At 49.7% G+C, this 25,441-nt stretch carries 21 protein-coding genes, 2 tRNA genes and 10 pseudogenes; 2 read left to right on the forward strand and 31 right to left on the reverse strand.

Going from position 1 to position 25,441, the window contains the following annotated elements; genetic code table 11:
* Window positions 1-47 precede the first annotated feature (47 nt).
* The 17 genes and pseudogenes from FOC35_RS00005 to FOC35_RS00085 all read right to left on the reverse strand — a co-directional run bounded on the left by FOC35_RS00005 (window position 48) and on the right by FOC35_RS00085 (window position 12,923).
* Window positions 48-316: pseudogene (locus tag FOC35_RS00005) on the reverse strand (phage tail assembly protein T).
* Between the two features lie 65 nt (window positions 317-381).
* Window positions 382-828 (reverse strand): phage tail assembly chaperone G, encoded by a 447-nt coding sequence (gene gpG / locus FOC35_RS00010; protein ID WP_172567762.1) that lies wholly within the window; start codon window positions 826-828, stop codon window positions 382-384.
* A 73-nt stretch (window positions 829-901) separates the two neighbouring features.
* A pseudogene (locus FOC35_RS00015) lies at window positions 902-1,620 on the reverse strand (phage tail protein).
* A 10-nt stretch (window positions 1,621-1,630) separates the two neighbouring features.
* Window positions 1,631-2,031: pseudogene (locus tag FOC35_RS00020) on the reverse strand (phage minor tail U family protein).
* Window positions 2,028-2,602 (reverse strand): annotated as a pseudogene (locus FOC35_RS00025) (phage tail protein). The pseudogenes FOC35_RS00020 and FOC35_RS00025 overlap by 4 nt, the downstream one beginning before the upstream one ends.
* An 8-nt stretch (window positions 2,603-2,610) precedes the next feature.
* Window positions 2,611-2,849, reverse strand: a pseudogene (locus FOC35_RS00030) (DNA breaking-rejoining protein).
* A 25-nt stretch (window positions 2,850-2,874) separates the two neighbouring features.
* Window positions 2,875-3,188 (reverse strand): annotated as a pseudogene (locus tag FOC35_RS00035) (DUF2190 family protein).
* Window positions 3,189-3,284: 96 nt separating this feature from the next.
* Window positions 3,285-4,919 (reverse strand): annotated as a pseudogene (locus tag FOC35_RS00040) (ClpP-like prohead protease/major capsid protein fusion protein); the annotation flags it as partial.
* Window positions 4,920-6,016: 1,097 nt separating this feature from the next.
* Window positions 6,017-6,650 (reverse strand): annotated as a pseudogene (locus FOC35_RS00045) (tail assembly protein).
* A 391-nt stretch (window positions 6,651-7,041) separates the two neighbouring features.
* Window positions 7,042-8,953 (reverse strand): annotated as a pseudogene (locus FOC35_RS00050) (ClpP-like prohead protease/major capsid protein fusion protein).
* Window positions 8,950-9,144: a hypothetical protein gene (locus FOC35_RS00055; RefSeq protein ID WP_172567763.1), complete on the reverse strand. Its 195-nt coding sequence runs from the start codon at window positions 9,142-9,144 to the stop codon at window positions 8,950-8,952. The pseudogene FOC35_RS00050 and the gene FOC35_RS00055 overlap by 4 nt, the downstream one beginning before the upstream one ends.
* A 142-nt stretch (window positions 9,145-9,286) precedes the next feature.
* Window positions 9,287-10,249: a DUF4238 domain-containing protein gene (locus tag FOC35_RS00060; RefSeq protein WP_172567764.1), complete on the reverse strand. Its 963-nt coding sequence runs from the start codon at window positions 10,247-10,249 to the stop codon at window positions 9,287-9,289.
* Between the two features lie 209 nt (window positions 10,250-10,458).
* A complete protein-coding gene (locus FOC35_RS00065) occupies window positions 10,459-11,829 on the reverse strand; it encodes a helicase RepA family protein (protein ID WP_172567765.1) in 1,371 nt (456 codons plus the stop codon).
* On the reverse strand, window positions 11,826-12,194 hold the full coding sequence (locus tag FOC35_RS00070) for a hypothetical protein (RefSeq protein ID WP_172567766.1): 369 nt from the start codon (window positions 12,192-12,194) through the stop codon (window positions 11,826-11,828). Before FOC35_RS00070 ends, FOC35_RS00065 begins: the two co-directional genes overlap by 4 nt.
* A complete protein-coding gene (locus FOC35_RS00075; protein WP_172567767.1) occupies window positions 12,184-12,462 on the reverse strand; it encodes a transcriptional regulator in 279 nt (92 codons plus the stop codon). Before FOC35_RS00075 ends, FOC35_RS00070 begins: the two co-directional genes overlap by 11 nt.
* Entirely contained in the window at window positions 12,455-12,643 is a 189-nt protein-coding gene (locus FOC35_RS00080) for a hypothetical protein (RefSeq protein ID WP_172567768.1), read from the reverse strand. The genes FOC35_RS00075 and FOC35_RS00080 overlap by 8 nt, the downstream gene beginning before the upstream one ends.
* Complete coding sequence (locus tag FOC35_RS00085; RefSeq protein WP_172567769.1) at window positions 12,636-12,923, reverse strand: host cell division inhibitor Icd-like protein; 288 nt, start codon at window positions 12,921-12,923, stop codon at window positions 12,636-12,638. The genes FOC35_RS00080 and FOC35_RS00085 overlap by 8 nt, the downstream gene beginning before the upstream one ends.
* Window positions 12,924-13,109: 186 nt before the next feature.
* Here FOC35_RS00085 and FOC35_RS00090 point away from each other — a divergent pair, with 186 nt between their 5' ends.
* Window positions 13,110-13,295 (forward strand): YlcI/YnfO family protein, encoded by a 186-nt coding sequence (locus tag FOC35_RS00090; RefSeq protein ID WP_172567770.1) that lies wholly within the window; start codon window positions 13,110-13,112, stop codon window positions 13,293-13,295.
* A 143-nt stretch (window positions 13,296-13,438) separates the two neighbouring features.
* Entirely contained in the window at window positions 13,439-13,999 is a 561-nt protein-coding gene (locus FOC35_RS00095) for a hypothetical protein (RefSeq protein WP_172567771.1), read from the forward strand.
* A gap of 64 nt (window positions 14,000-14,063) precedes the next feature.
* On the opposite strand, the gene FOC35_RS00100 is transcribed toward FOC35_RS00095, so the two are convergent.
* The 14 genes and pseudogenes from FOC35_RS00100 to FOC35_RS00165 all read right to left on the reverse strand — a co-directional run bounded on the left by FOC35_RS00100 (window position 14,064) and on the right by FOC35_RS00165 (window position 25,353).
* Entirely contained in the window at window positions 14,064-14,294 is a 231-nt protein-coding gene (locus tag FOC35_RS00100) for an AlpA family transcriptional regulator (RefSeq protein WP_172567772.1), read from the reverse strand.
* A gap of 1 nt (window position 14,295) precedes the next feature.
* The gene (locus FOC35_RS00105; protein WP_172567773.1) at window positions 14,296-15,531 is read right to left on the reverse strand and encodes a site-specific integrase; all 1,236 of its coding nucleotides are present in this window, start codon (window positions 15,529-15,531) and stop codon (window positions 14,296-14,298) included.
* 103 nt (window positions 15,532-15,634) lie between these two features.
* A pseudogene (locus tag FOC35_RS22705) lies at window positions 15,635-16,063 on the reverse strand (head maturation protease, ClpP-related); the annotation flags it as partial.
* The gene (locus tag FOC35_RS00115) at window positions 16,008-17,510 is read right to left on the reverse strand and encodes a phage portal protein (RefSeq protein ID WP_172567774.1); all 1,503 of its coding nucleotides are present in this window, start codon (window positions 17,508-17,510) and stop codon (window positions 16,008-16,010) included. The gene FOC35_RS00115 and the pseudogene FOC35_RS22705, both read right to left, overlap by 56 nt.
* On the reverse strand, window positions 17,507-17,722 hold the full coding sequence (locus FOC35_RS00120; RefSeq protein ID WP_172567775.1) for a hypothetical protein: 216 nt from the start codon (window positions 17,720-17,722) through the stop codon (window positions 17,507-17,509). The genes FOC35_RS00115 and FOC35_RS00120 overlap by 4 nt, the downstream gene beginning before the upstream one ends.
* Complete coding sequence (locus FOC35_RS00125) at window positions 17,719-19,824, reverse strand: phage terminase large subunit family protein (RefSeq protein WP_172567776.1); 2,106 nt, start codon at window positions 19,822-19,824, stop codon at window positions 17,719-17,721. Before FOC35_RS00125 ends, FOC35_RS00120 begins: the two co-directional genes overlap by 4 nt.
* The gene (locus FOC35_RS00130; protein WP_172567777.1) at window positions 19,824-20,312 is read right to left on the reverse strand and encodes a DUF1441 family protein; all 489 of its coding nucleotides are present in this window, start codon (window positions 20,310-20,312) and stop codon (window positions 19,824-19,826) included. Before FOC35_RS00130 ends, FOC35_RS00125 begins: the two co-directional genes overlap by 1 nt.
* 243 nt (window positions 20,313-20,555) lie before the next feature.
* Window positions 20,556-21,113, reverse strand: a complete 558-nt coding sequence (locus FOC35_RS00135; RefSeq protein WP_172567761.1) for a hypothetical protein — start codon at window positions 21,111-21,113, stop codon at window positions 20,556-20,558.
* Between the two features lie 196 nt (window positions 21,114-21,309).
* Complete coding sequence (locus FOC35_RS22915) at window positions 21,310-21,513, reverse strand: Rz1 family lipoprotein (RefSeq protein ID WP_172567778.1); 204 nt, start codon at window positions 21,511-21,513, stop codon at window positions 21,310-21,312.
* A gap of 219 nt (window positions 21,514-21,732) precedes the next feature.
* Entirely contained in the window at window positions 21,733-22,263 is a 531-nt protein-coding gene (locus tag FOC35_RS00145) for a lysozyme (protein ID WP_172567779.1), read from the reverse strand.
* Between the two features lie 2 nt (window positions 22,264-22,265).
* Window positions 22,266-22,502, reverse strand: a complete 237-nt coding sequence (locus FOC35_RS00150; RefSeq protein WP_371810721.1) for a class II holin family protein — start codon at window positions 22,500-22,502, stop codon at window positions 22,266-22,268.
* A 1,347-nt stretch (window positions 22,503-23,849) separates the two neighbouring features.
* A tRNA-Gly gene (locus tag FOC35_RS00155) sits at window positions 23,850-23,924 on the reverse strand.
* Window positions 23,925-24,069: 145 nt separating this feature from the next.
* A tRNA-OTHER gene (locus FOC35_RS00160) sits at window positions 24,070-24,143 on the reverse strand.
* A gap of 166 nt (window positions 24,144-24,309) precedes the next feature.
* A complete protein-coding gene (locus tag FOC35_RS00165; RefSeq protein WP_172567781.1) occupies window positions 24,310-25,353 on the reverse strand; it encodes a site-specific DNA-methyltransferase in 1,044 nt (347 codons plus the stop codon).
* Between the last annotated feature and the right edge of the window lie 88 nt (window positions 25,354-25,441).

Raw genomic sequence — 25,441 nt, forward strand, 5'->3', positions numbered from 1 at the left:
GTTCTGAGAAGGAAGCGCTGTCGACATCCAGGTTAATTACCAGATCGCTAATTTGCTGGGCCATACCGTACTCCCCCGTAAACCCCCTCACCCGCTAACATCAGGTCTTCATCCGTCTTTTCTGGTTCGGGCTCGCCCACTTCGCCAGTCAGCAGACTGAAATCAGCATCCGAAATATCGCTATTGCCCGTCAGCATCGCCACGATGAGCCCCTTAGTGGTGGCAAACTCAGCGTCCAGCAGCTCGTCACTAACGGCGTTGCTGCAAAGTGGCTAACCCAGCCGGCGAATTCGGAGGCGCTCATTTCACTGAGCATCCGCCGCCAGTCTGCCCGCCGGAACTCCCGCGCCAGCCGATGAATAAAGGCGCGCTCACGGGCAACTATTTTTCCAGGGGGCGCGCCTCTGCTGATTCATCACCGAGCGCAGTATTGTCAAACTCTGCATCTGCTGATTCATCACCAAGCGCCGTATTGTCAAACTCTGCCTCTACCGGGGGCTTTGGCATCAGGTCGCTCAACTCAAGCACTTTTTCAACAGCCATATTCAGCGCCTCAGACGACCAGGTACGCATCACTTCACGGTGCAATTCCTCTTCATCCCGATCCGGTGTGCTATGCCATAAGGAACGGGATACCAGCCAGGCATTTGACTGGACGTTCTTTTTAACGACCAGAGCGCCCATCTTCATTTCAGAGGCATCTTTAGGAATATCCGCTTCAAGGCTGGCGAGATACTCAAAATATTCAGCGCGCTGCAGCGCGGATAGCTCAAAAAGCAGTACAGATTCTCCGCCAATCGACAGATTTTCTTTTTTCAGAAACGACATAATTTTTACCTTCGGATTCGCCATTATTTTTGCCCGTGAAAATGGCCCCTAAAGGGGCCTTTTGAAGTGGTGATCAGGAGACTGTGACTGTGGCAATCGCAACGAAATTACCATCCGGCGTCATGCCGATAATCTCCGCCGTTCCTGCGGCAACACCGTGATGGTGACCACGTTATCCAGCACAGTGACGATCGCTTTTGTGGACGAGACAATCCGCAGGGATTTATCCGTCGCGCCGGCAGGTTGCAGCGTGAATGTCGCCGTTTTGGTCTTGCCCTTCAACCGCGACCGTCGCCGGAGCAACAGTCAGGCCTGTTACCGGAACGAATGAGGAGCGGTCATCTTCCGCGAGGGATGGTTTGCCAGTATTGGTGACTTTCACAGAACGGGTAATCACTTCTTTTGCCGGGATAGCTTTACCCAGGCTGCTTACCCAGCCACGGACACATCGACCGCGCCGTTTGGGTACTTAATCTTGTAACCACGGACGTCGCCTTCGTTGAACCACTCCACCAGCCCCTGCTGGCCGGATTCACCCGGTTTCCAGGCCAGAGTAAAACTGGTATCGCAGATTTGCCCCCTGAGCGGTCGAGTTCCAGTCCGCATCCTCATCGTCGACGTAGGTGTCGTCGTAGGATTCTGCGGTCATTTCACCCGGGGTGATCTCTTTGATTTTTGCGAGACCCAGTCGGCATCACTCAGCGGGTTGCTGTAGGGATCGCCGGTCCCGGTATACAGCCAGAGCGTGGTTCCCGCACCTTTAACCGGCGCGAGAGGATTTGGGGTTGCCATAGTGATTTCCTTACATTGAATAGGTGATAGCGTAGGTCAGGTCGACAGATCCCCAGGTGGCCATCTCATCGTCGCGCTGATAGTCATAGCCCTGCGGGTCATCGTTTCGATAAGCGCTTCAAGTCCGGGGATCTCCTCCGTAGCCGGATAAACCTTCTCTTCCAGCCAGTTGTCGAGCGCGGTATCAGGATTTGTTGCTTTCAGGAAAACTTCGATGTGAAGAACTGCCTGCCAGTCGTCAGCATCAAGCGTGGCACCGGTATATTCGGCGTCTGACAAATACACCGCCACAGCAGGAAGATCCCCCTCTTCAAGGAATGCCGGCCGCCCGTCAAACCAGGTGACGGAGTCAGAGATATCGGCTTTCAGCTTCGCCAGGACGGCGGCACGTATAGCGCTGTGTTTGCTCATCGCTTCAGGTGGATCCTCAGTTGGTTTTTAAGTGCGGCTGACAATTCCTTTGGCATATCGCTCTGGATAAGGTTTTTTGAAATGGTGGTAAATGCCTGCGTTAACGGCGCATCCAGGGGAACTTTCACAACATCGATGGGGTAGCGGGAGCGCCGACACGCCGCATTACCTGCCAGCGGCCATTAGCCAGTTGCTGGATGAACGCATTGCGGAAGGTATAAGGCCCCACTTTCAGCACGCTCCCTGCCCGTGTTTCGCACCTTTACGACGTGATAGCCTTACTCGAGCTGCGCCGAGCTTTATTGCCGGCAGGTTGCCGCGGTTAATTTTTTGAAGCGACGAGACGATCATGGCGAGCCTTTTTGAGCCTTGAGCGTTGCCGGACAAGCCGAACCGGGAGCCCTTTTTTGCGGTTATCATCGACGGTTACCTCTTTAGCCACCTGCTTACTGCCCTGGCTTATTGTTCGCCCCGCCACCCGGTTTAACGCTTTCGCGGTGGCATCCGGCACAATCATGCGGCTCAGGCTGTTCAGGTTCTGGATTGCCCTTTCCAGGCCCTTGACTGACATAAAACCCCTTACTCAAGGTGGATCCTCGGTTTGCCGTTAAACGAATCGAAACGCGTCACCATCAGGGTTTTCCCCCCCAGGTCACGTCGTTCCGGCGGGGTTTGTAGGTAGTCGAGAAAACCACCAGCGCGGTACCGTTACCGGACAGAGGTCCCATTTCTTCCAACTGCTCCGCCGGGACAACATCGAAGTCCTGTCCGTTAATTGTGGCGGTCTTGCCCATCTTCACGATGGTGGCCGCATCCATGCGAGCCGCCAGCCGGTCAAAGGCGTTAGCCATTAATTTTTACTTCAATGACGGTCACGCCAGTACCCGCAGCTTCCCAGGCAACGCCCGCAGCGACCGCATCCGCTTTGTCGAGCTGGATTTTCCCGTCTTTAATAAACACCGCCGTACCGGCGGCGATATCATCAGCAGCCAGTTTGGGCAGAAGAAACACCCGGAAGCAAAACCATCCCCGATACCGCCGGCAGGGATATCCTTAATTGCCACCACCGCGACAAGCGAACCAATAACCACCAGATCTCCACTCAGGATTTCACTGTTTCCGGCATTGTTTACCGGGATCGTGTTCCCGTTTTGCACGAAGTTTTAGCCATAACATTCTCCATTCAGCCCCTGCCGGGGCTGATTTTGGGTATAAAAAAAGCCCTGACGGGCGAGGAGGTAAAACGCAGAAGATTACTTGCCGGAAGATTTGGCCATGCCGCGATAATCCAGCGCCGCAACACCTGCATCAATACGGACTTTCGTGGCAATACCGTCAGTGTTAAACCCTTCCTGGTCGATGTACGGCGTATCGATACCATTGAGGTAAGCCACCTCGATAGTGTCGCTCCCCTTCGCTGCAGCCAGATACCAGGCAGCGGCATCAGCAGCATCGAGGCGCGGCTCAGCAATCACTTCCGCAAAGTTCTGAATCGGGTTGTTGATGCCGGCGTTAATATCCGCCCCTTCACGCTGGCAGACTTGATAGTCTGGTTTGCGAGCGTTTCCAGCCCAACCGGAACAAGCATGTAGGCCGGACGAATGTTGAGCGTACGTTCGCCTTCTTCTGCAGCCGCATACTTTTCCGGGCTTCATCGATACTGGCGACTGAAATGGCGCCGCTGGACAGGTTTTTATGGTCAGCGTGGAACAACGCTTTACCGTCGGACAGTTTCGCGTTCGTGGTCAGAATGGCATAAACCAGATCACCGATTGTACCTTTCGCCGCGCGCCCCATCTTCATCGGAACATCAGTGAGCTGATTCAGATCGTCATTGATGATTGCCTGACGGGTGACAGAGAAGATTTCGCCAAAGGTGGCCAGCGCAATAGTCTCGCCTTTATCGCCGGTAGTGATGTACTTATACTCTGCCCCCTCACGAACCTTACGCAATGAAGGGAAACCACCCATACCGACGCGATGCGCGGTTTTAAAGTCAGAGAGCTGGCCTTTTTTGGTCCACTGTTCAAAGGTTTCGTCGGCTTCTTCCCAGCCCAGCAGCAGCGACTTATTCGCCACATCCAGCAGAATGTTGCCGAAATCCGTGCTGTGCGTCAGCCTGGCCAACCATCTGCATCGGATTAAGACTGGAAACGCCAATCCCGCGCTCAGTCAGCGCCATACGGGCATATTCACGCAGGGTCATGCCGTTGTAGACGTTATCGCTTTCCTGCTTTTCATAGCCTGCACGGGCCATCAGCGCCTGACGAATACCATCCCCGAAAGTTTCCGTTCCCGGCGTGAATGTGCGCGGCGCTGTTTTTGTTGGAGGGTGTACTGGATTTGCCCAGGGCGGCCAGCAGCTGGTCTTTCGCCTTTTCAACGGTGCAATCCAAATCGGCCACGCAGCTGGCCTGCAGTTCGCTATGCTTACCGCCAAGGCAAACAGGTCGTTAATGCCGGTAACGCGGGCTTTTTGCTCGGCCATCACCGCGCACGGATTGCGGTTTCGTCGACAGGATCAGGTGCGTTTACTGGCGCCTGAGCATTTGGCTTCTGTGGATCACGCTGGACGGTGTTACGTGGTGGGGTGACCATGTTACGAATGCTGTTTGGCATTTTTTCAAATTCCTCAATACGTTTTGAATGGATACAGGCCATTGCCTGCAGAGCGGGGGTGGTCTGGTCAGCGAAACCCAGGGCGAGGCATTCAGCGCCATCCATCCAGGTTTCATCCTCCAGCATCGCGGCAATCTCTTCGGTGGTTTTACCGGTCTTTTGCGTAGGGGGGACACTTTCAACCTTGTCCAGCAGATCGGCGTAGTCGCGCATGTCGTTGGCATCCCACCGGCAAAGCCCCAGGGCTTGTGGATCATCATGCAATGATTTGAAAACAACTAATGGTTCAAAAGGCATTTTTTTATTAAAATGATTCTTGCTGATGAGCTGCAATACACGTTGCAATACACAAATTCAAAGGAGCGATGAACTGAGCATGTATACTTCAAATTTTCAGAAATGATGCGAACTTTGATAAATCAATACGTTATAACGAGCTTTTTTTTGCCGCCAATAGCTCACTAAATGATCCAATGGACTTATGGTTCAATCCCATTTTTTGGGATGGCATAGATTTATGGAAACAATTTATTGGCAGTTATGATAATGGTTTTGTTTTGTTAATGGATTATATTTCCAAACCACAAGGTGATGATTTCTATATTCAATAAATAACCTATTTAAGGGAAAGAGCCTCGCAAAATAGTCGAGGATAAAACCATATACAAACGCAATATAATAGACATTATAAAAAACAATGAACTAGCAAAAGGAACGGATGTTACCTCCGCAGCCTCACTATTAATGGATAAGTTTATTCATATCAAGAATAATACAAATTTCATTTCCGTATCCTTTAGCAGGGACCCTTTCAATTATCTTATGTGGTCTCATTATGCCAATGGTTTAAAGGATGCATATTATATATGATTTTGAAGATAACAACTAAACTTAAAACACATATTCTCGGAAAGAGTGAGTATGATGTGAAGATGATGGATGTCAGATACTCAAACAGCCCTGAACAAATTGATCTTTGGAAAGTGATCTCCGAAAACTATCGATAATGGGAATTATTTTTTCACTAAAAATAACCATTGGGATATGAAAAGAAAGTCGCCTGGTTTTATACTCCCCGCATCAATCCAATGGTGAGATATTTCACCACGATCCTTCACTAGTTAAAGGTGTCATCTTCGGTTCTAGATGTGATACTTACTTTAAAGAGAGAACAATACGCGCATTAAAAGAAATAGAATATCAGTGGTATCGAAGATTTCTTATCCTTCGAACCATTCTTAATGATAAAAATGAAATAGAATTGAAATCAGGTATCAAACAAACTATAAAAACGTTTTCAACCTGCATTGGGAAAAGATGTGATTGATGAATGAATAATTCACTCAATTTAAGGAAGCTAAGACAATTAAATGACAGTTCTATAAATTACACTATTACATCTTATTTCGACGTAGATCCCCGCCGAAATTATGCGCCACCAATACGGCGCTTACCGTACCCCAGCGGAACCGGGTATCCCTGCGCTGCAGTATTTGTCACGCCGCCGAATGCATATGAGGCTTTATTGTCTGAGTCACGCTTGCTAGACAGTCCGGGAGCTTGAGGTGATAACATCTGTACAATGCCACCAGCTACCATAGCAGCCCCAATTTTCATCGCAGCTGGCCCCCATGCGCCGCCGCCCCATGCCTGACCTATGGTTACGCCAAGAGCCCCAACGACAACCAACACCGCGCCAAGAATGGTTTGAAGCATCCCAGCCTTTTTGCTGCCCATGATGACCGGCACCATTCGGATAGTTCGGCCAGCATTAGGGAATCCAGATCGTCTTCGTTGATGTTTTTGCTATCCACGAAAATGGCAAACGTCAGCCCTCGCGATTTACTTGTATTCATGTACTTTTCGAAACCAGGTAGCGTGGCTGCCAGCGCCCGAAATGCTTCCCGTGTTGAGCTAATAAGCCGCTGATGTTCTCTTCCAAAAATTTTGGCCAGAGAGCCACTCAGCTTAATGGTTGTCATCACTTCGGCATTAATCATTCCGTTTATCCTTACCTTTATAAATTGCTGATAGGGCTGACTTGAGATCATAAAATTTTCTCTTACTGCTACTACCGGGGAGCGGCGGTATACCTGCCAGGCGCTTTGAACTGTTTGCCGGTGAACGCCGGTGACCTCTGCCAGCTCAATTATCGTCATCTGCACTTTTTTCATCGCCAAAAGCCTCATGATGATGAACAAAAAACACACAAACCATCATCTTTTCCGTTACCGCCAAATTTCACACTATAAAATCAGTAATTTAACGAATGATGATGATACCCATAGAATCAGAAAACGCGCCGTTTCCCGCGATGCCGCCGCCCCGTGGCAGGAAGCCCCGCCCGGAGGACCCATTGAAAACGAGCGGCCTCAGCCGCCCATCTCGCCATCACGCGCCACCACCAGACTTGACCATGCCGCGGTAGTCGAGCGCAGCCACGCCAGCATCAATGCGCACCTTCCAGGCAATGCCATCAACGGTAAAGCCTTCCTGCTGCTCCAGGTACGGGACGTCCATCCCATCCAGATAGGCACCTCAATGGTGTCAGTTCCCTTCGCCGCGGCCACATACCACTCTTTGTTATTGGATTTATCCAGTCGAGGCTCAACAATCACCTGCGCCATATCCTTCACCACGTTGATAATGCCGGGGTTCTGGTTCAGCGTGCCGTTCTGGTCTACAGGGAACAGTGAGGAAGCGGAAAGCACTGCGCGGTTGGCTGCACCTTCCAGCGCGGCCGGCACCAGGATATAAGCGGGGATCACATTGATAGGGTCGCCGTTGGCGTCCTGCTGCAAACGCATAGCCTTGCGAGCCTCGTTCAGGCCGTCAGTATCCATCCCTTTAGCAATGAGGTTGTGATGGTCAGCATGGAACAGCGCCTTACCATCGGTGAATTTAGCGTTAGTAGTAAGGTGGAGATAAACCAGATTGCCAACGGTACGGGCAGCAGCGCGGCCCATTGCCTGTGGATAGTGGTCAGCTGGTTCAGGTCGTCATTGATGATTGCCTGCCGGTAACAGAGAAATATTCCCGTATGTCGCCAGGGCGATGGGTACGCCGCTGTCACTGGTCGTGACGTACTTATACTCTGCACCTTCCGGCACTTTTGCCAGCTCTGAAAAACCATTCAGGCCAACGCGCTTAGCCTCATGGAAGTTAGGCAGTGATCCTGCCTTAGCCCACTGCTGGAATGTCTCGCCGCTGTTCTGCCAGCCGGTCAGCACTGACTTTCAGCACCACCAGCGAGGATATGGGAAAAATCACTGCTGCTGTGAGTGAAGGCCAGATTGACAATCTGCGAACGGTTACCGAAACCGCTAATGCTGATACCACGATCCACCAGCGAAGCCTGAGCCATTTCAAACAGGCTCATCATTGCGTAAGGATTACCACGCTCAGCACGTTCATGGCCCAGCCGTGCATTAAGTCCCTGGCGGATACTGTCGCCTGTGATGTTCCCGTTACCTGCGTAAATGTGCGCATCAGTGGTTTTGTTTGATGGCGTGCCCGATTTTCCCAGAGCCGCCAGCAGTATGTTTTTCGCCTTTTCCGGGGTACATTCCACATCCTCCAGGCACTGCATCTTAAGCGTGTCATGTTTGCCGCCAAACATAGCGAAGAGATCTTTAATGCCGTTAATGCGGTTTTGTTCCGGTACCGCGCTGCTGGTGGAGCCTTTTGGGCTGGTGATCATCCCTTTAAGTGCGTTTGGCATATGTTCAAAATCCTCAATTCGTTTCGATTCAATTCTGGCCATCGCATTGACGGCAGGTAACAGTTCATCGGCAAAACCCTGTGCCACGCATTCGCGTCCGTCCATCCAGGTTTCATCTTCAAGCATGGCGCCAAGTACTTCGGCTGATTTACCCGTTTTACGGGCATAAGCCGGAATTAGAACGCTTTCCACCTTGTCCAGCAGCTCGGCATAGTCGCGCATGTCGTTAGCGTTCCCGCCGGAAATACCCCACGGCTTATGAATCATCATGAGTGCATTTTCAGGCATAACGATACGGTCACCGGCCATAGCAATAACGGAAGCCATAGACGCCGCCAGACCATCAATTTGCACAGTGACTTTTGCCGGGTGTTTATTCAGGAGGTTGTAGATTGCGATGCCGTCGAACACATCCCCGCCAGGAGAGTGAATGTGCAGGCTGATATGAGAGATATCACCCAGGGCTTTCAGGTCTTCGGAAAACTGCTGGGCCGTAATTCCCCAGCCGCCGATCTCTTCGTAAATGCTGATATTTGCACTGGCGCCGTCGCTCGCTGCTTTGATGGTGTACCAGCCTTTCATACCCATGCCCCCAGCGTATGGTGATGCCAGTAAGTCACGCTGCTACGCACAATCTGGCCTTTAGTGGGAACGGGCATCTCCGGGTGTTTTTCACGAATGTATGCCTGGTACTCTTCTATCTTTCTCATCGTCTCAGCATCAATATGGACCGTTCCGCCTTTATCATGCTGCTTATTGCTTTGTTCTGACATCTTCTTGCCCCTATCGTGAATGATGGTACAAGAACGATTATTGATCACTAAAAGTGGTAAGTAAAATGAGTTTCATCAGAAAAACAGATTAATCACATTGCATAAAAATCTCGCACCGTAAGGAAATTTTCGAAACAACATGTTATGGAAATTTATACTCTCGTTTATTGAATTCATTTTTATATGCCAACAATGCTTCCTTATTAACTGCAAAAATAGTATCACCAGCAAAACTTGCTATTTTTTTATTCAAAAAGTCGACATCATTCGCATCTGTTATACTTTCACAAAAATCAATCAAACCAGAATTTAATATAAGTAATGCTCGGTCACTAGATATTGGATAGTAATAATCTATATTTTCTCCATCTTTTCCATCAGGATTTAAATTAACCACTGGTTGGTCTGATGTTATAAAGGATTTATCCGTATGATTTGTTAATATTTTTATTTTTCTGTTTTCATTCAATGCAATATCCTTGGAAAGGTTAGTCCCAATAAAAGAGCAAACAAACCACCAATGCTTAGAATAAAAATCAAGCCATCGCACTTTAACGCTTTCATCAAATGGACTAATCTTCACCGAATAGATTAATGCATCCCTCATGCGTTTTGTTCTGCTAAACTGGTAACCCATATAATAACTAAACTGCCAGCGTTCTTCCTTATCATCTAAACAGGTTAAGTCACCAACCCTTAGTTTTTTCATTACATCAACAGCACTGTTTTCCTGGCTTGACATATAATTCTCAAATAAATTATTTGAGATTAATTCATTTAAATCAACATTCAACTTTGAAAGTGCAATATCGTTTAAATTTTTAGCTTTATTTTGTGCCCAACACACAATATCTATCAATTGAAGATGTAAAGACCTTAACTCTGCAGAACATCCACTCAACCAAAGTTTCATCAATTCAATATCACCCTTGCTAACTGCACCTACTTTATAAAAGTGTTTTTCACAACCTATGCCACGAACACTATCAAAGCTTGGGTTCCCTTTTTTAGATATATACCAAACGTTTTTCTCATCCTCAGCCCATCCCTTAAGGTAATATGCCCAAACATAATGATGTTTTCTTTTTAATTGAAATTGTTTCACCAAACATACTCCCTAATGAATGAATCTTAAATTCCCACTTACGACCCACTTTAACTTATTCCCACTTACCACCCACCACCATTTTGACAAATACACTCTCAGGCCAGCAATGGCAAGGGTTTGCAGTAAATTACCCACTTCCTCCGTGTATACAGGGTGAAAGTGGGTAATTAGGGGTTCACTTCCCCATCACTACCACATGCCCCCACTTAATTCCCCACTTCACGTAAAGATTGGATAGTCACAATTTCCCCGTTCTGGATAATCAGGCCATCATCGATCAGCTTCTGCAGCCATCGAGTGAAATGCTTGGTATCAATGCCGGTTGCTTTCAGGTCATCACGGAGAATTGCCCGGGTGCAGGACTCACCTTGCGCCGTTCGGCTTCGTATCGCCTGCCATAAAGCCATGTGATTTCCTGAGAGCTTTGAAACGCCAATCAGGTCAGGATCTATCTCTTTGGCCTCTCGTGGTTCATCCCTGACGACCAGAGAACAAATCAGCTCGCCATCTTCGTCGGTATAAAGCTCAGCGGTTCGCAGGTCATAGGCCTTGCGTTCTGGCTCTTCTGAGTCCTTCATCTTGGTGCAGGCCAGAATAAGCGCTTTCCCCTCCCCCTCACGCTTAACGTTAAATTCAGCATCCAGGGCGGCACGGAACGAACTGGAACCGCGGGCACCTTTTGCCTCATCCTTGCCGGAGTGATGGACCACCAGCACCGTTGCGCCTGTTTTCTGTTTGATGGTGTCGCATCCCTCGATAAACGCACCCATATCACGGGCGTCGTTCTCATCGTTACCACCAAAGCAGCGGGCCAGCGTATCGATCACCACCAGGCGAACCGGTACACCACACTCAGCCTCAATCTGTCGCGCGGCCAGAAGCACTTCGGATACTTCGGACTCACGTACCGGGAATACCGGACGATTAACCAGCCAGAGGTTATCCGCCTTCCGGCAGTTCACTTGCTCCCATGCCCTGATCCTACGGGGAACGCCCACACCACCCTCGCCAACCACGTACAGCACGGCACCGGGGGTAACCCGCTTACCAGCCCACTCGATGCCGCTGGCAATGTGGCAGGCCCACGATACCGCCAGGAAGCTCTTATACGAGCCGCTGGGGCCGTAAATGCTGCAGAGCGATTGCGCCGGCAGGAAGTGTTTAAGCACATAGTCCTGACGAACATCGAACCCCTCAGAGCCGCGGGACAGCGGGAGCTTAGTGCGCTTTGTGCCTAAGGCAGAATCAGGAAAAACGCGCTGAATGCGTTGAATGTCCGACAGCAAAGCATTCATCTCATCTTCACCGACTTCCTCAGCCAGAACGGAGCGCCGGGCAGTGATCATGCGTTTTTTATCAGTATCGAGATAACCAGCCTCGCAAAGTGACTCATAGGTCATGCCGTAAAGATGGTTAAGACGGGCCACCAGCTTGCCATACCGGGTCGTCGGGTCTTTGTGCTGGTGGATGGCTTTATCCAGCTCGCTACGGCTGTATGGCTTACCATGCGCCCACAGATACGAGCAAGCAAACAGGGCATCAGACACCGTTTCTACAGCTGTTAATTGCACGCTCACTTTGGAATCCCTCCGCTCATTTGGAACTTGCCAAGCAGCGGATGGAACCAGTAAGCGGATCCGTGCTTACGCTTCGCCGAGCGCAGTACCAGCCTGGCCGCCTCCCTGAACTTCCCATCATTGGCAATAAAGCCGCCGGACTTCTGCTTAATCAGAAGGACGCCAGTATTGTGCGCCAGTTCTTCGGCCTTCTTGGTAGAGATCCCAAACTCTGCCGCAAGGGTACTTACCGGCGCCATGCCCGGAGGAATATCACCGCCCTGGGTATCGGCCAGCGCTTTGAGCTGGCTCTCAAGCTCATCAATGCGAGACGACAGCAGGCCAACCAGATTAGACAGTTCATTGAATTTGACGTTACTGATCATCGCCGCCCCTCCCCGCATCCGCTTCTTCAAAACGAGTGATGGAAAAAATGCCATCAACCCACAAATAAACTTCCTGGCGTTCCTGCTCATCGGTAATTTGTGGTATGACCTCAGTCAATATGTGCCTCAAACCAGTTTGAACACGCAGAAGGCGGGTACGCGATATGTTTTCCGGAGTAGCAGGTACTGGCGCAGAGGTTGAGCCAATCAGGGCATGAACACGCTGCTGATCTGCATAGTAGGCATCCAAATCGATAACTTTAAGCATGGTCACAGCCCCCCTCATACGCTTCTTTGATTTGACGGAGGCGGTACAAAACTTTGCAGAGCAGATCGAAAGACATTTCATGTTCTTCTTCCGCGCCGCCATGCAGTTCAGCAGATGCGGCCAAAAGGCTGACCGCCTTACGCAGTTCATCTTCGAGACTAAGATCTTTGAACTTAAGCATGGCGCACCTCCATTGCCACAGCTTCATTGCTGTAAGGATCGCTACCCAGAATGCTCCATAGGGTTCGATTCTCAGGATCCATAAACGACACTGAGAGCGGGCTTTCGGTTCGTATTTTGGCGGCAAAGGTCAAGTCCCAGCCGCAGAACGCTGCACGGGCGGTATCTTCATTGTCTGCAACGGTGCGCAGAACTATCGGGAGACAAGAATGACCTCGCGGCGTGCCAAGGAATAGCCATGTAAATTTGGGGTGAGTTTGGGTATGCTGTATTCCAGCCATAGTCGTTACTCCAGTTAACGGTTAGGTTAGAAGCCCGGTTAGTGTTGACGCACTCCCGGGCTTCGCACTTTCAAGGTGTATTTCACCTCCTCTTTCAAACTAGCCCAAAGTGAAATACACCTCAAGCCTTTTCTTCTCACTTTTTTTGCGTATACTGAAATACACCCAACATAAGGAGTTTCAGAAATGGCTACTGGTGCGAAGAATGCAAAATCGCAAATGACCACTGTAAGAATCCCCCATGAAGTAATGGAGGATATAGAGCAACTACGGTACGTTGGTGAAAGTACCGCTGGATTTCTTGTTACAGCCGCAAAAGGCGAGATCAAACGCCGACAGCGCAAAAAAGCTAAAGAAAGTGATAAGAGCTGAAATCTAATAGCCGAGTAACGGTAGAAGTAAAACCTCACTCGGTACTTCCCTAAGGTTCAATGAACAAATGGTGTACTTAGCTCTGCTTTGAGTTTAGGTATATGTAAATTATTAGCGTTAATCATATTTTACAGGATATTTATATGACAGACTTAGATAATGTGAGAAAACAATTACAAAAAGAATTTGAGGATAAAGACTCAACATATTCAGGAAATTATGGTGAACAAGTCGCAATACTCCACTTGGAAGCGACTAAACAGCCGTTCATTCACGTTCATCAAGAAAAATGGTCAAAACCGCTTAACATGGATGCATTGGGTGCTAAACGTCCAGACTTCTACCTCCTTCCGTTCGATAACGAAATAAATATGATCGATGCTAAGTATCATACATTAGGTGAGGAACTTGAATTCACTCTTCACGAGAGCGAACTTCATGAATACCTCCATTTATTCGAGTACGTTGAAAAGGAATTTAAAAAGGATTTTGATAAAATCAATCTTGATTTTTTTATAATTCCAAAGGAATATGGCGGCTTAGCTTACGCAAAAATCTCATTAAGAGAAATAATCAACCACAAAGTAACTGAAAAGTTACATTGTCCAAAAGAGTTCGGGGAAATTTACATAACATTTTATCGCATCCCAGTTAAAGACAAATTAAATAAAATCTTCACTATTGATGAGAAATTCATACCGTAAAGTATGATGAGATTTATTTATTCCCAGCTATTTTAGCTGGGAATATTAAATTATACTCGGTTCATTATTTTGCGCACCACTTACCACTAATCCACATCTGCACTTCAGACAGCCGATATGCAACAGCTGAAGGTCCAATTTTAATACGTCTAGGAAATTTTCCTTCCTGTTCCATACGCCAGCGTGTTGAGTTAGACAACGTAGTCATCGCACGGCATTCAGGTTCGCGAATCATTCGGTCAAGCTCAGGAATGTACTGGAGATCTTCTTTTTTCACAACGGACAACATAGCCATATCAGGCACTCCTTTTCTTAATCACCTTAACTGTATTTTCTTCACCCACCAGCCCATCAAGGTAATCAACCCATCGGTCCAGCGCTTCTTGCTTTTGAGAAATATACTTGCTGCGGTTATAGATACCGGCCACTCCTTTTATTGTGTGGCCCAGCAACTGCTCTACGACAATAAAATCAACGCCCATCTCATTAAGACTTGTAGAAAACGTGCGTCTCAAATCATGTAGTGACCAACGTTTTTCATGTTTCAGGGAGGTAAAGTTTGTACACCCCATTGTGCTGACGGTTGAATCAGATTTCAGTTCGCCAAGTATGCAACTGCGCCTTTTCGTCTCTTCGTGCAGGTTTACAAACCACTGACGCATTTTTTGAGGAACGGGACGAATAATCTCTTCACCGTTTTTACTGTGCTCTTTCGGCACCGTCCAAAGCCATTTATCGAAGTCCCATTCATCCCACCTGGATAGGCGAACCTCACTGAGTCGGCATCCAAACACAAGACACAAAATCGCCATCCGTTTTTTGTAATTCATTACGCGGGTTTTACCCTTACCATGAAAGTAAACACCCCACAGGTCAGCAACATAGCTTTCCTCAAGCAGCCGCTCTCTCTTGTTCTGATACTTACCGATATCGCCAGGACTCAAATCATCCAGCACATTACACCGCACATACTGACGTACCCGGCAGTATTTGAAGATCTGTTTAAGCTCGATAAGCATCGCTGCAGATTGAACCGGTGCTACTTTCTTTACCCGATCAAAGCATTTTATCCAGTCAGACAGTCCACATTTTTCGACAGGAAACCCACCGATGTAGGGAAAGATGTATCTCTCATAACGGCGATAGAGGCGCACCGTCTCTTTGCGTTTTTCCCTGGCATAGTTATCAAACCAGTAATCGATAGCGTTCTTAACAGTCACAGGCGTGAACAGGCTCTCTTTGGTGAGTTTGTTCTCTATCCGTGGATCAAGACCCTGTGACAGCCATCCCCTGCACTCGTCCCTTTTCTCCCTGGCCTGTTTGAGTGTCATATCTGGATACTTGCCTAACGTCATCCAGACAGGGGAACTCTGTCGGCCAGAATGTCTGAAGAAATAAACAAAGCTTACAGTGCCACTCATGCTGACTCTGACAGACAGTCCCCGACCATCGGCCACCATCTTTTGACGCCGCTGGGGTTTACCATGTAAGGCTTTTAACGCCTTGTCGCTTAACTTGTTCTCGCCAGCCATAAAACCTCATTCTGCAATACACATTGCAATACACACTCAGCTGCAACGCCGAAAAACAGTAGAAAAGCAATGCAAACAACATTTCTTTCTTCTCCATAATTAACAAGTAGTTAATGAATGAATCCGGTTCTTCATGCGTCCCCATGAGGTAGTGTGATGGATAATGGATCATCATCATCGTGTTTTCCGGCATGATGACCGGGTTACCCACCATGGCAATGACCGACGCCATAGACGCAGCAAGTCCATCGATATGCACCGTGATCGCCGCGCCGTGGTGCTTCAGCGCATTAAAAATGGCGATGCCATCAAAAACATCGCCACCGGGCGAGTTAATGTGAAGATTGATGTGGCTGACTTCACCGAGTGCTTTCAGATCGCTGACAAACTGTTTCGCCGTTACCCCCCAATAACCAATCTCGTCATAGATAAAAATATCGGCATCCCCTGTGGTGCCGGCTTGCATACGAAACCAGCTATTTTTTACGCTGGCTTTCGGACGGCGGGCCGTCCTGTGGTTTAGCTTCGGCACTGGTGCCTCCTTTGTCGTTGGCGGGGTCGGTGTCATACACCAGTCCCAGTTCTTTGTTTTCGTCAATTTCAGCTTTTCGGCGGCTCTTAACTTCATCCGGGTTACGCCCGCTGGCGCGTACCCAATCAGATTCGGTAGCGGCGCCGCCCCGGATTTGCGTTTTCCAGGCATTGGCCTCTTTCACCGGGTCAATCCATGGCATAACCGGCCCTGAATAAACCGCGCTATAGAGGGAGTCCATATCAACGCCGCGAGGAACTTTAATCTCGCCGCTGGCAATCGCCATTTTCAGCCAGGCCCGGTACATGGGTCGGGTAACAGCGCCAATAAACCAGTCCTGCAGGATCAGATAGCCGTCCGTTGACTCCACCAGCTCCTGCCGCTGAGCGCTATAAGTGCCGTTATAATTCCGGGCCGTGCTGGAAAAGCTGAGCCGACTGCCAGCGGCAACAGCGCGTAGCTGGCCGTTTCGGAAGGTTTCAAGGTTGGGGTTTGGCCGGTCGGATTTAATCATCCCGATTTCTTCACCGGCCTGTAGCTCGTCGTACAACATGCCCGGTGTTATCTCCAGCTCTCTGTCACGCTCGCTTTTATCTTCTGTGTCGAAGCTCTGACCATCCCCCTTTTTGATGTACATCCCAAGGGCTGCCGCAATACGCGCCGCCGTCAGTTCAGAATCTTCATACTCTTTGAGAGCACTCAGACGCATTAACACCCCAGAGAGCAATGACGTGCCGCGGGTCTGGTGCAAACGACGGGTAAATTTGAGGTGCAGCATATTGGCCGCGTCAATTTCTTTCGTATCGAACTGCCGGCCAGCCACTGGCAGGCTTTTATAAACCTGATACGCTTTAGGCCGCCCCCAGTCATCAACCACGATGCCCTGATTCAGCTTTTTTGCGGCATCACTGGTCATTGGGACAAAATCAGGCTCCAGAGCTTCAAGCCAGAAAGGCACCCCGGCCACGGGAACCAGTCCTGTGGCGCTCCCCTGTACCAGTTGAGCAAAAACTTCCCCGTCGCGGAGCCAGGTCCTCAGCATCAGGCGTTCCAGCATGGGGCGGGTAAACTGCCCGGTAACCTCCGGCCTGACAGACCATTCTCCCCATTTCTTACGAATTTCCTTCGCCAGTTTCTTGGCAACCGTTCCGTTCGCCAGCTTTGGGTGAGGGTCAACAACAATCCCCTTTGATCCCACAACCCGCTCTTCAAGCTTATCGAAGATGCCAATCACCAGGTCATGGTTGTTATCGAGAAAACGGGCCTGCTCCCGGAGCGACACGGACCCCATCTGGCTTAGCTGGTCAGCCGTCCTGTTTTCCCGGCGCGCTTTATGTGTTCGGGTAGGTGTTACCGCTTCATAGGCCTGAATCATGGCCCTGGCGCGCAGCCGGGCTGCTTTCCAGCCCGGTGAAAAGGCGCCGATTACGTTATCCAGAATTGTCATTTAAACCTCGCCAGGCGGTAACCGGGCCGCCCCTGCTTTTTCTGATTCAGTGAAGAGAGGCGCCGCTCCCATTCCTGCCGCCCTTTTCGAATCTCGGAGAGGTTTTCCATCGTCATTTCCTGACCGTTAAACCGGATTGATTTTCCGTCCAGGACGGCCATTTCCGCCTGACTGTAGCGCTGGATCATGGCTTCAATATCGCTTTGGTTCATACCCAGCCTCCTGAGGTTTTCCATGGGTTAGTTTGTTCAGTTTTGTCGCGCTTGCGCCGTTCTTTTTTACTGGCTGGCTTAGCGATCGTTGCCGGGAGCGGCGGAGCAGCATCTTCTCCAGGTAAGGATTCAATCCATGTGTTCCGCTGCGCCCATTCAGGGGCATCCGGCCATTTAATTTTTTCGTAGCCGTGCAGGATCACCAGAGCATCCGCGTAAACCAGCAGGTCGAACGCTTCGTTCGCGCCCCGCCCGGGCTTGCTCCACTTACCGTCAACCGCCCGCTCCTCATAGGTCAGTTCTTCATAGAACCAGCTTCCCAGCCATGACGGGAAATGCACATAGCCAGGGCCAGGCGAATCACGCCAGAGCGCATTGTTCACACGGTCTTTCAGGGCATTGGTCTGCAGGAGGTAGAGAGGAACGTCACCGGCAGCCAGCGCACGGCGTCCGGTTCGGTTAGTGTTATCAGGCATCGTGCGTTTAATGAGTTGAGCGCGGGTGGTACTGTCGCCTTTGAAGAGGTAGACCTTTTTACCCAGTCCATCCCGGCGGCATTTCCGCCAGAATTTATAGGCGTTATCGGTCACCCCATCTTCGCCGCCGGAATCGACACCCATCGCCATTAACCGCATGCCCTTTGTCGGGTCGGAGGCCAGTGGCCACGTTTTATTGAAAACGTCGGTCAGCAGTAGATCCCAGTCCTCGGGGTAACTTGCCGGATCAATTTGCAGGCTTTCACCATTACCATCGCAGCGTAGCGACTGCTTTATGTTGTACCTGTCCACCAGCCAGCGCTCCCCCATGGCTCCATAACCGGTAATCTGGACCACAAACCGGCGGTTTCGCCCGGCCTGAACGTCCACTGTCGCGGTCAGGAAGCAGACACCATCGGGAACGCTTCGCTTAGGGACATCTTCAGCGCGCTGTTCCAGCAGTTCGCTTTTCCGTTGCTCCATGCTGGATCGCGGGAGGTATGGCCGGCCAAAGTCGGTGTTTACCACTGTTTTTAACGTTTCTTCGCTGCGCGTGGCCTCGTACTCCTGCTCAGCGGTAAGAAACTTGTAAATCAACTGCGCCCAGGTCTGGTAAGCGGCTGCCGGCCCCTCCATCCAGAAGGAAGCAATACGGGACCGCCGCCCCTCCCCCGATATGCCTCCATCAGCATCAATACGTTGCCCGTCGCGGAGCCACACGCATTTCATGTTCAGGGAACGCTTCATATCCGGTGTGATTTTGCCTTTACAGGCCGGGCACTGGAGCACGGCCGCCTCGCTGGCAGCAACAGGGTCGGCCACTTCACGGTAACCGGCCATGTTGTCCATTTCTGGCTGAAAATATTCCCCGCAATGTGGGCATGGCCAGTAAAGCCGGCGGCGATCACCGCGGTTGTATAACGAAAGGATCCCCGTGGTGGGAGGAGCTTCATGTGGCGAGCTTCGACGCCATTTCGTATCGCGCACGTCACGCCCTGGTGAGCTCTCCACCAACGTCATGCCCGACGACATGAAAGTAGTTGTTCGCTTGGAGGCCAACGAGAATGCATCACCTTCACCGTCAATATCTTCCGGGAAGCGGTCGTAATCAGTGAGCGCCACGCTTTTATAATCAGAGGACGACATGATATTGACCGACGGCCAGCCCAGCTTCAGGTAGTTCCCGGCGCGGAATGTGCGGTCATATACGTTGTTATCGTTTCTTCGCGGGCTTAACCGTGTTTTCACTTCCGGGCTACTGCGGAACGTGCGGTCCAGGCGCTTCTTCGAATGCTCCCTGGCCTTTTCTTCTGAAACCTGAATTACCAGCATATCTGCCGGGTCGCACACAATGTTGTAGACGATCCAGCCATCAATCAGGCCAATCGTTTTACCCGTTCGCGCCGGGCCAACAAAGACCACGGCATCATATTCACGCGACGCCAGGCAGTTCATCGGCTCAATGACATAGGGCGCCAGATCAGGATCCCATGGAACGGAGTTACCTGCCCCCATGGGGACACGCATATAAGCACTGACCGCATCGGCAACTTCCATTCTGCGCGGCGCGCGAAGGATGCCGGAAACGTCGCGGCGGATACCACTTGCTGATGCCCGCTTAGCCATCAGTCCTCCTCTGTTTCGGCCTCCTCTTCTTTTGCATCCAGGACTTTTTGAGCCAGCTGGTCACGTAAATCATCAATCACGCTCTGGACGCGAGAAACCGCCACCGGCGGCAGAGCGCAGTCGCGTTCAAGAATATCGGGAAGGGTTTCGAGCACCATAACGACGGCTTTTGCCATCAGTGAAAACTCTCTGGCGACCTCATCCGCGGGGATAAGCTGGCCGGTATCTTGCTCGAATTTGAGCCTTTCGTTTTCGGCCTTCCAGTGAGCCAGGCGATCGGACGGCGGCATATCTTCCAGGTTGGTTGATACCGTCGGGATCATCAGTTCGGTCAGAATATCCGTGATGAGGTAGAGCTTTAATTTGCTGTTACTGCCCGCCGCGGGCTCTACATTTTTAAGCCGGGCGGCGACCGTCTGGCGGTGAACATCGGTAATGGCCGCCAGTTGGTTGATATTGAGTTTGAGAGAGGCAATTTCCTGGCCCATGATGGTGAACACTTTTTAAACGATTCGACATCTTTGAAAAACGGCCCTCATAAAAAACAAGAACCTACCCACATGATGATGATGCCCATGGATCCGAAAAACTAGCCGATTCCCGCGAGCAAGCCGCCCCGTGGCAGGCTACCCCACCGGGAGGACCCGTCAATGATATTGATTATCACTACCATCAATTAAAGACCATCTCGTGTGCCATGCATGAAAAGCCACCAGCGGATGCCAGTGGCTTTATTTCAAGTCAGAGCATTTATTATGATTGCCATTATGGTTGTTATTATTATTGTTATTCCCGTTATTATTATTGTTGTTGTAGTTATTATTGTAATTATTGTTGTAATCATTGTTATAGTGATTGTTGTAGTTATTGTTATAATGATTATTATAATTATTGTTATAGAAGTTATTATAATAATTATTAAAATAACTGTTATTACCTGAAATATGTGGCCTGTTATTAGTTGCACTCATAGTAACACTATTATCACTTCCTGCTTCACCCTGATTTCTTTGACCACCACCTGATTTACCATCATTGTCATTAGGTGATCCCCCTGTAAAATACGCACCATTACTATCTACATAAAAACCCCTAAAGGTTTTAAGTAAACTTAACGTATTTTCAATTGAATATTCAGATTCATACTTGACTGAATCCAAAGGGATTATTGAAGAGTCATTCTCCGCACACACAAAAAACGATGAGAATATAAAAGTTGCAGCAAGCCCCCCTTTTAATAACCGGGAAAGTATTTTTTTTAAATTGGTTACGGTATCTATCTGAAACATTATCACTCCAATTTCGGTTTTATGTTATTTAATGGCTACACTTGTTGCTGATTTATTCCATAGCACCTATTTCCTAAAGACCAATTTGCATCAGATGCCGTCTGATTATTTATCTGATGCCAGCGCCTACAGCCAGTCGGGCTACAACAACATATTCATTTCAGGCACTGCTGCCGGATGTATTCTTGCAGCCCTGCTATTTGCTTGTTGCTGGTTTCGATTCGTTCCCTGAGACGGAAATAATCCCGTTCAGCGGCGTCAGTAAGTCCGGGGCCGGTTGCATCATCCACGCCGGTGGTGCTGGTGGAGGAACGCACTGGCTGGCAGGTGGCGTTGAGGCGCAGCCGCTTATCACCAGCAGCAACGTCAAGCTGCAACTGCTCAATAGTCTGTTTGGCATCGGCCAGTTCCTGAGTGTATTTCGAGTCCAGAGCGGCCACATCGCGCTGGCGGGTCTGCATTTCGTTGATCGTTTGCTGGCGCCGCGTTGCCAGTAGCTCCGCATGATCAGCACGCTTTTGCTCTGCCAGATACTTGCTGTGGTAGTGATTTGCCGACCAGATAAGGCCACCAGCCAGGCAAGCCACCAAAAACGCCAGAATTAGCCAGAATGGATTTTTCACAGGTCTATCCCCCAACATGCCAGCTCAGATTCCTGGTCACGCCGTAGAACCTGTCCGTAGCAGTTGTTCGAACGGATATGACAATCGCGGCCGCCGTCATACGTCCAGCGTTTTATCTCTGCGCATGCTCCGTGCCTGTCACCCGCATTGAGCTTTCGCCAGAACGTGGACGGCAGACATTTACCGGGGCCGATGTTCCAGGGGCAGAAAGAAGCGATGCCGACCTTTTGAGGCTCGGTCAGGGATACGCGAACATTTTTCTCCACCCATGCTAAAGCCTTTGACTGCTCTGCTTTGTCGATTTTGTCGCACTGTTGGCGCGTCAGCTGCATACCCTTAACAACGGGCTTGCCGTCAACGCGTGTCACACCGCCGCAAATCGTCCACACGCCACCAGCATCAGCGTAAGCAATCGGGCTGGTTCCCTCTTTTTCATCCTGAAACTGACTCATGAGCACAGGCGCAGATGCGCCGGCCAGCAGCAGTCCCAGCATCAGGGCACTGAGCTTACTTTTAGTTGAAGCCATGATTAGTTGTCCTGGGGCGGAGGTGTTACATAGCCGCGCGCCAGCGCGTTCTCATAGGCCTTTGTCTGGCGACGTTTGAAATAAAAGTTAACGAAAAAAGTCAGCAAGCCAATAACGAAGCCGCCAACAACTGCAACAAGGTTCCAGTCAAGGTCATGCATCCATTTAGCTATGCCACCCCAACAAATGAGGCTGCCGGATGTACAGTACCCCGCTATCGATGCGATTTTGTCAGGCATAGTTCTGTGCATTCCACACCTCCGTGTTCGGGGTGCTGTGTGAGGGAAACAAAAAAGGCCGCCCGATGGCAGCCCTTTAATGAAAAAAACCCGCACAAGGCGGGTTGAGTTTGCATTCGGCTGAGCACTGGAGCTTGCGGTCGACAGGGCTGATAAGTGCGATATCAGTTAAAACCCAGTGCTCATGCGGATGTAGATATTTTTGTGACGCAAGAACAGCAATAAATTCACGGGCCAACCAGGAAGTCACCCGCGTTATATCTATGTTCTGACTGTGAAGTCACTTTTGAGAAAATTTTGTAATACACTAACCCTGTGCCAATCAGACAGCAGCAGAATAAGAATACAATCAGCCAAATTCTCATAGTGACACGCTTCCCATCTATGATGGAGCTAATAATAACCATCTGTTTTTTAAATGTAGTCTAAAGACTGAGTAGCTTTCCAGTCACTCCAGGCAACCCCTTCATCGCAGACTGGAAAGCTTTGTTGGTCCGCCACCGGGGCCTCGAATCTCGTACTACAACACCGTGGTTGTCGTTCTTCCCAGTGAGCTAGTGGCGGTTGGTGCCCCTTGCTGGGCTTGAACCAGCGACCTGGCGATTATGAGTCACTCACTCTAGCCGCTAAACTAAAGGACCTACCCGTGAAGCTTAAGGAGAACATTTTACCTTGTAAACTATATGGGTATTTCTGAATATTACTGAAGCGTGAGACGCCCCCACCACTCAAACGACCCACGCCAGTGGTTGATTTATGCAGCAGCGCTCCCCTCAGAGGTGGAATATAGATTATGCTGCATAAAAAACCGCACGTAGGCAGCCCTTAAATGAAAAATACCGCACTGATGGCGAGTTAAGTTTGTATTCGGCTGAGCACTGGAATTTGCGCTCGAAAAGGCTGATAAGTGTAATATCAATTTAAAATCCAGTGCTCATGCGGATGCATCTAAGCGAATTACAGTGATTAACTAATTAACAATAAAAGGGGCGTCTTTTTCAAAAGAGAGAATCACATCATAGTAAATTGCAAGCCCACAAAGGAATGATGCTATGAGTAAAATCATGATCAATAAATTCCGCATTAACACTCATCTTACGTAAAACTCGTAGGCGTTAAATTCCATACTCTTCTGGCATTTCACGCTATGAAATGCAGCGAAATATAGCCCCGCAGCACCGGCAAGGCAAAAACACACTAAAACCACAGTAAGCCAATTGGTCATGTTCAAACTCTTTCAAACCGTAATGCGCAAATTCTAGGCAATAAGATGTAAATAAAAGATAAATGTAAGGCGCTTTCCAGTCGCTCCGGGAAATCCCTTCATCGCAGACTGAAAAGCTTTGTTGGAGCGACCGGTGGGAATCGAACCCACATCATCAGCTTGGAAGGCTGAGGTAATAGCCATTATACAATGGACGCAAACTGCGAGCCAGGCTTCGCGCTGGCTGCGTAGCTTTTCAGTCCTTCGCGCCCGGACTATAGCGTCAGTAGGAATGCTTTCAGCAGGTCTACACTTGCTCTTACTGCTACCTCAAACACATTAATGAGTATAGCAGGATATATTTGGTCCGCCACCGGGGACTCGAACCCCGAACTACAACATCGAGGTTGTCGCTCTTCCCTGTGAGCTAGTGGCGGTTAGTGGTCCTTGTAGGTTTTGAAACAACAACCGGCGATTATGAGTCATGAGCTCCAACCGCTGAGCTAAAGAACCTAGCCACGAAGCTTAAGGCGATCATTTACCCATGTAAACTATGATGATATTTCTGAATATTACCAATGAGAGGTAGCAAAAAAGGCCGCCCTATGGCGACCAACGTTTTACCTCCTCAACAGTCTGGTTGAAGCGTTCCTCTTCAAGCTCAACACCGATTCCCCGACGCCCTAATTCGATTGCCGCTTTGATTGTGGATCCGGAGCCCATAAAGAAATCGGCTACCACGTCACCCGGCCTGCTGCTGGCGCTGATAATTTGCTTCAGCATGTCGGCTGGCTTCTCACATGGGTGCTTACCCGGATAAAACTGGACGGGCTTATGTGTCCAAACGTCTGTGTAAGGAACGGCAGATGTAACAGCAAACGGGCGGCGTAGCGTCTTGAATTCTTCCAGAAGCTCTGAATATTTTCGGTTCAGCGATTGCCATGTGGCCACCAACTGATGGTGAGGCTTGTCCAGCTCGAGGCGCTGATGCTTCTCAATTGCAAGCTGCGTAAACAGTTCCTGCAATTTCAGGTAATCGGCCTCGTTTGGTAGTTGCCACTGGCTGGCACCGAACCAGTGCGAAACCATGTTTTTCTTTCCCGTGGCGTCTGCTATCTGCTTCGACGTAACGCCCAGCGACGAACGCGCATTACGGAAATAATCAATCAGCGGCGTCATAATGTGCTGCTTGGCGCTGTCACATTCTTTCGCGTAACCGTCGGGTTTATACGGCCCAGGGTAATGCTCTGCGAAGAGAATGCGCTCGGTCGCCGGGAAGTAAGCCCGCAGGCTTTCTTTGTTGCATCCATTCCAGCGACCGGACGGTTTCGCCCATATGATATGATTCAGGATGTTGAAGCGGTTGCGCATCAGCAGCTCAATATCTGCCGCCAGGCGGTGACCACTAAAAAGGTAAATGCTGCCGTTTGGCTTCAACACCCGCCAGAACTCGGCCAGGCATTTATCCAGCCAGGCCAGATAATCGGCATCGCCCCGCCACTGGTTATCCCACCCCTCAGGCTTTACCCGGAAATAAGGGGGATCAGTACATATAAGGTCGATGGAATTATCAGGCGTTTGGGAAAGGACGTGCAGGCAATCGGCGTTGAATAACTCAACACTGTTTATTTTTACAGTATTTTTCATAGATCAGTAAGCGGCTCTCTGGTAGGCTCACTTTGCTTTAGCGCTAAAGCGGTGGGCCCTGGTTCGCTTGTGACCTTCTTACATGAGC

Source organism: Cedecea sp. FDAARGOS_727 (assembly GCF_012273235.1).
Taxonomy (GTDB): domain Bacteria; phylum Pseudomonadota; class Gammaproteobacteria; order Enterobacterales; family Enterobacteriaceae; genus Cedecea; species Cedecea davisae.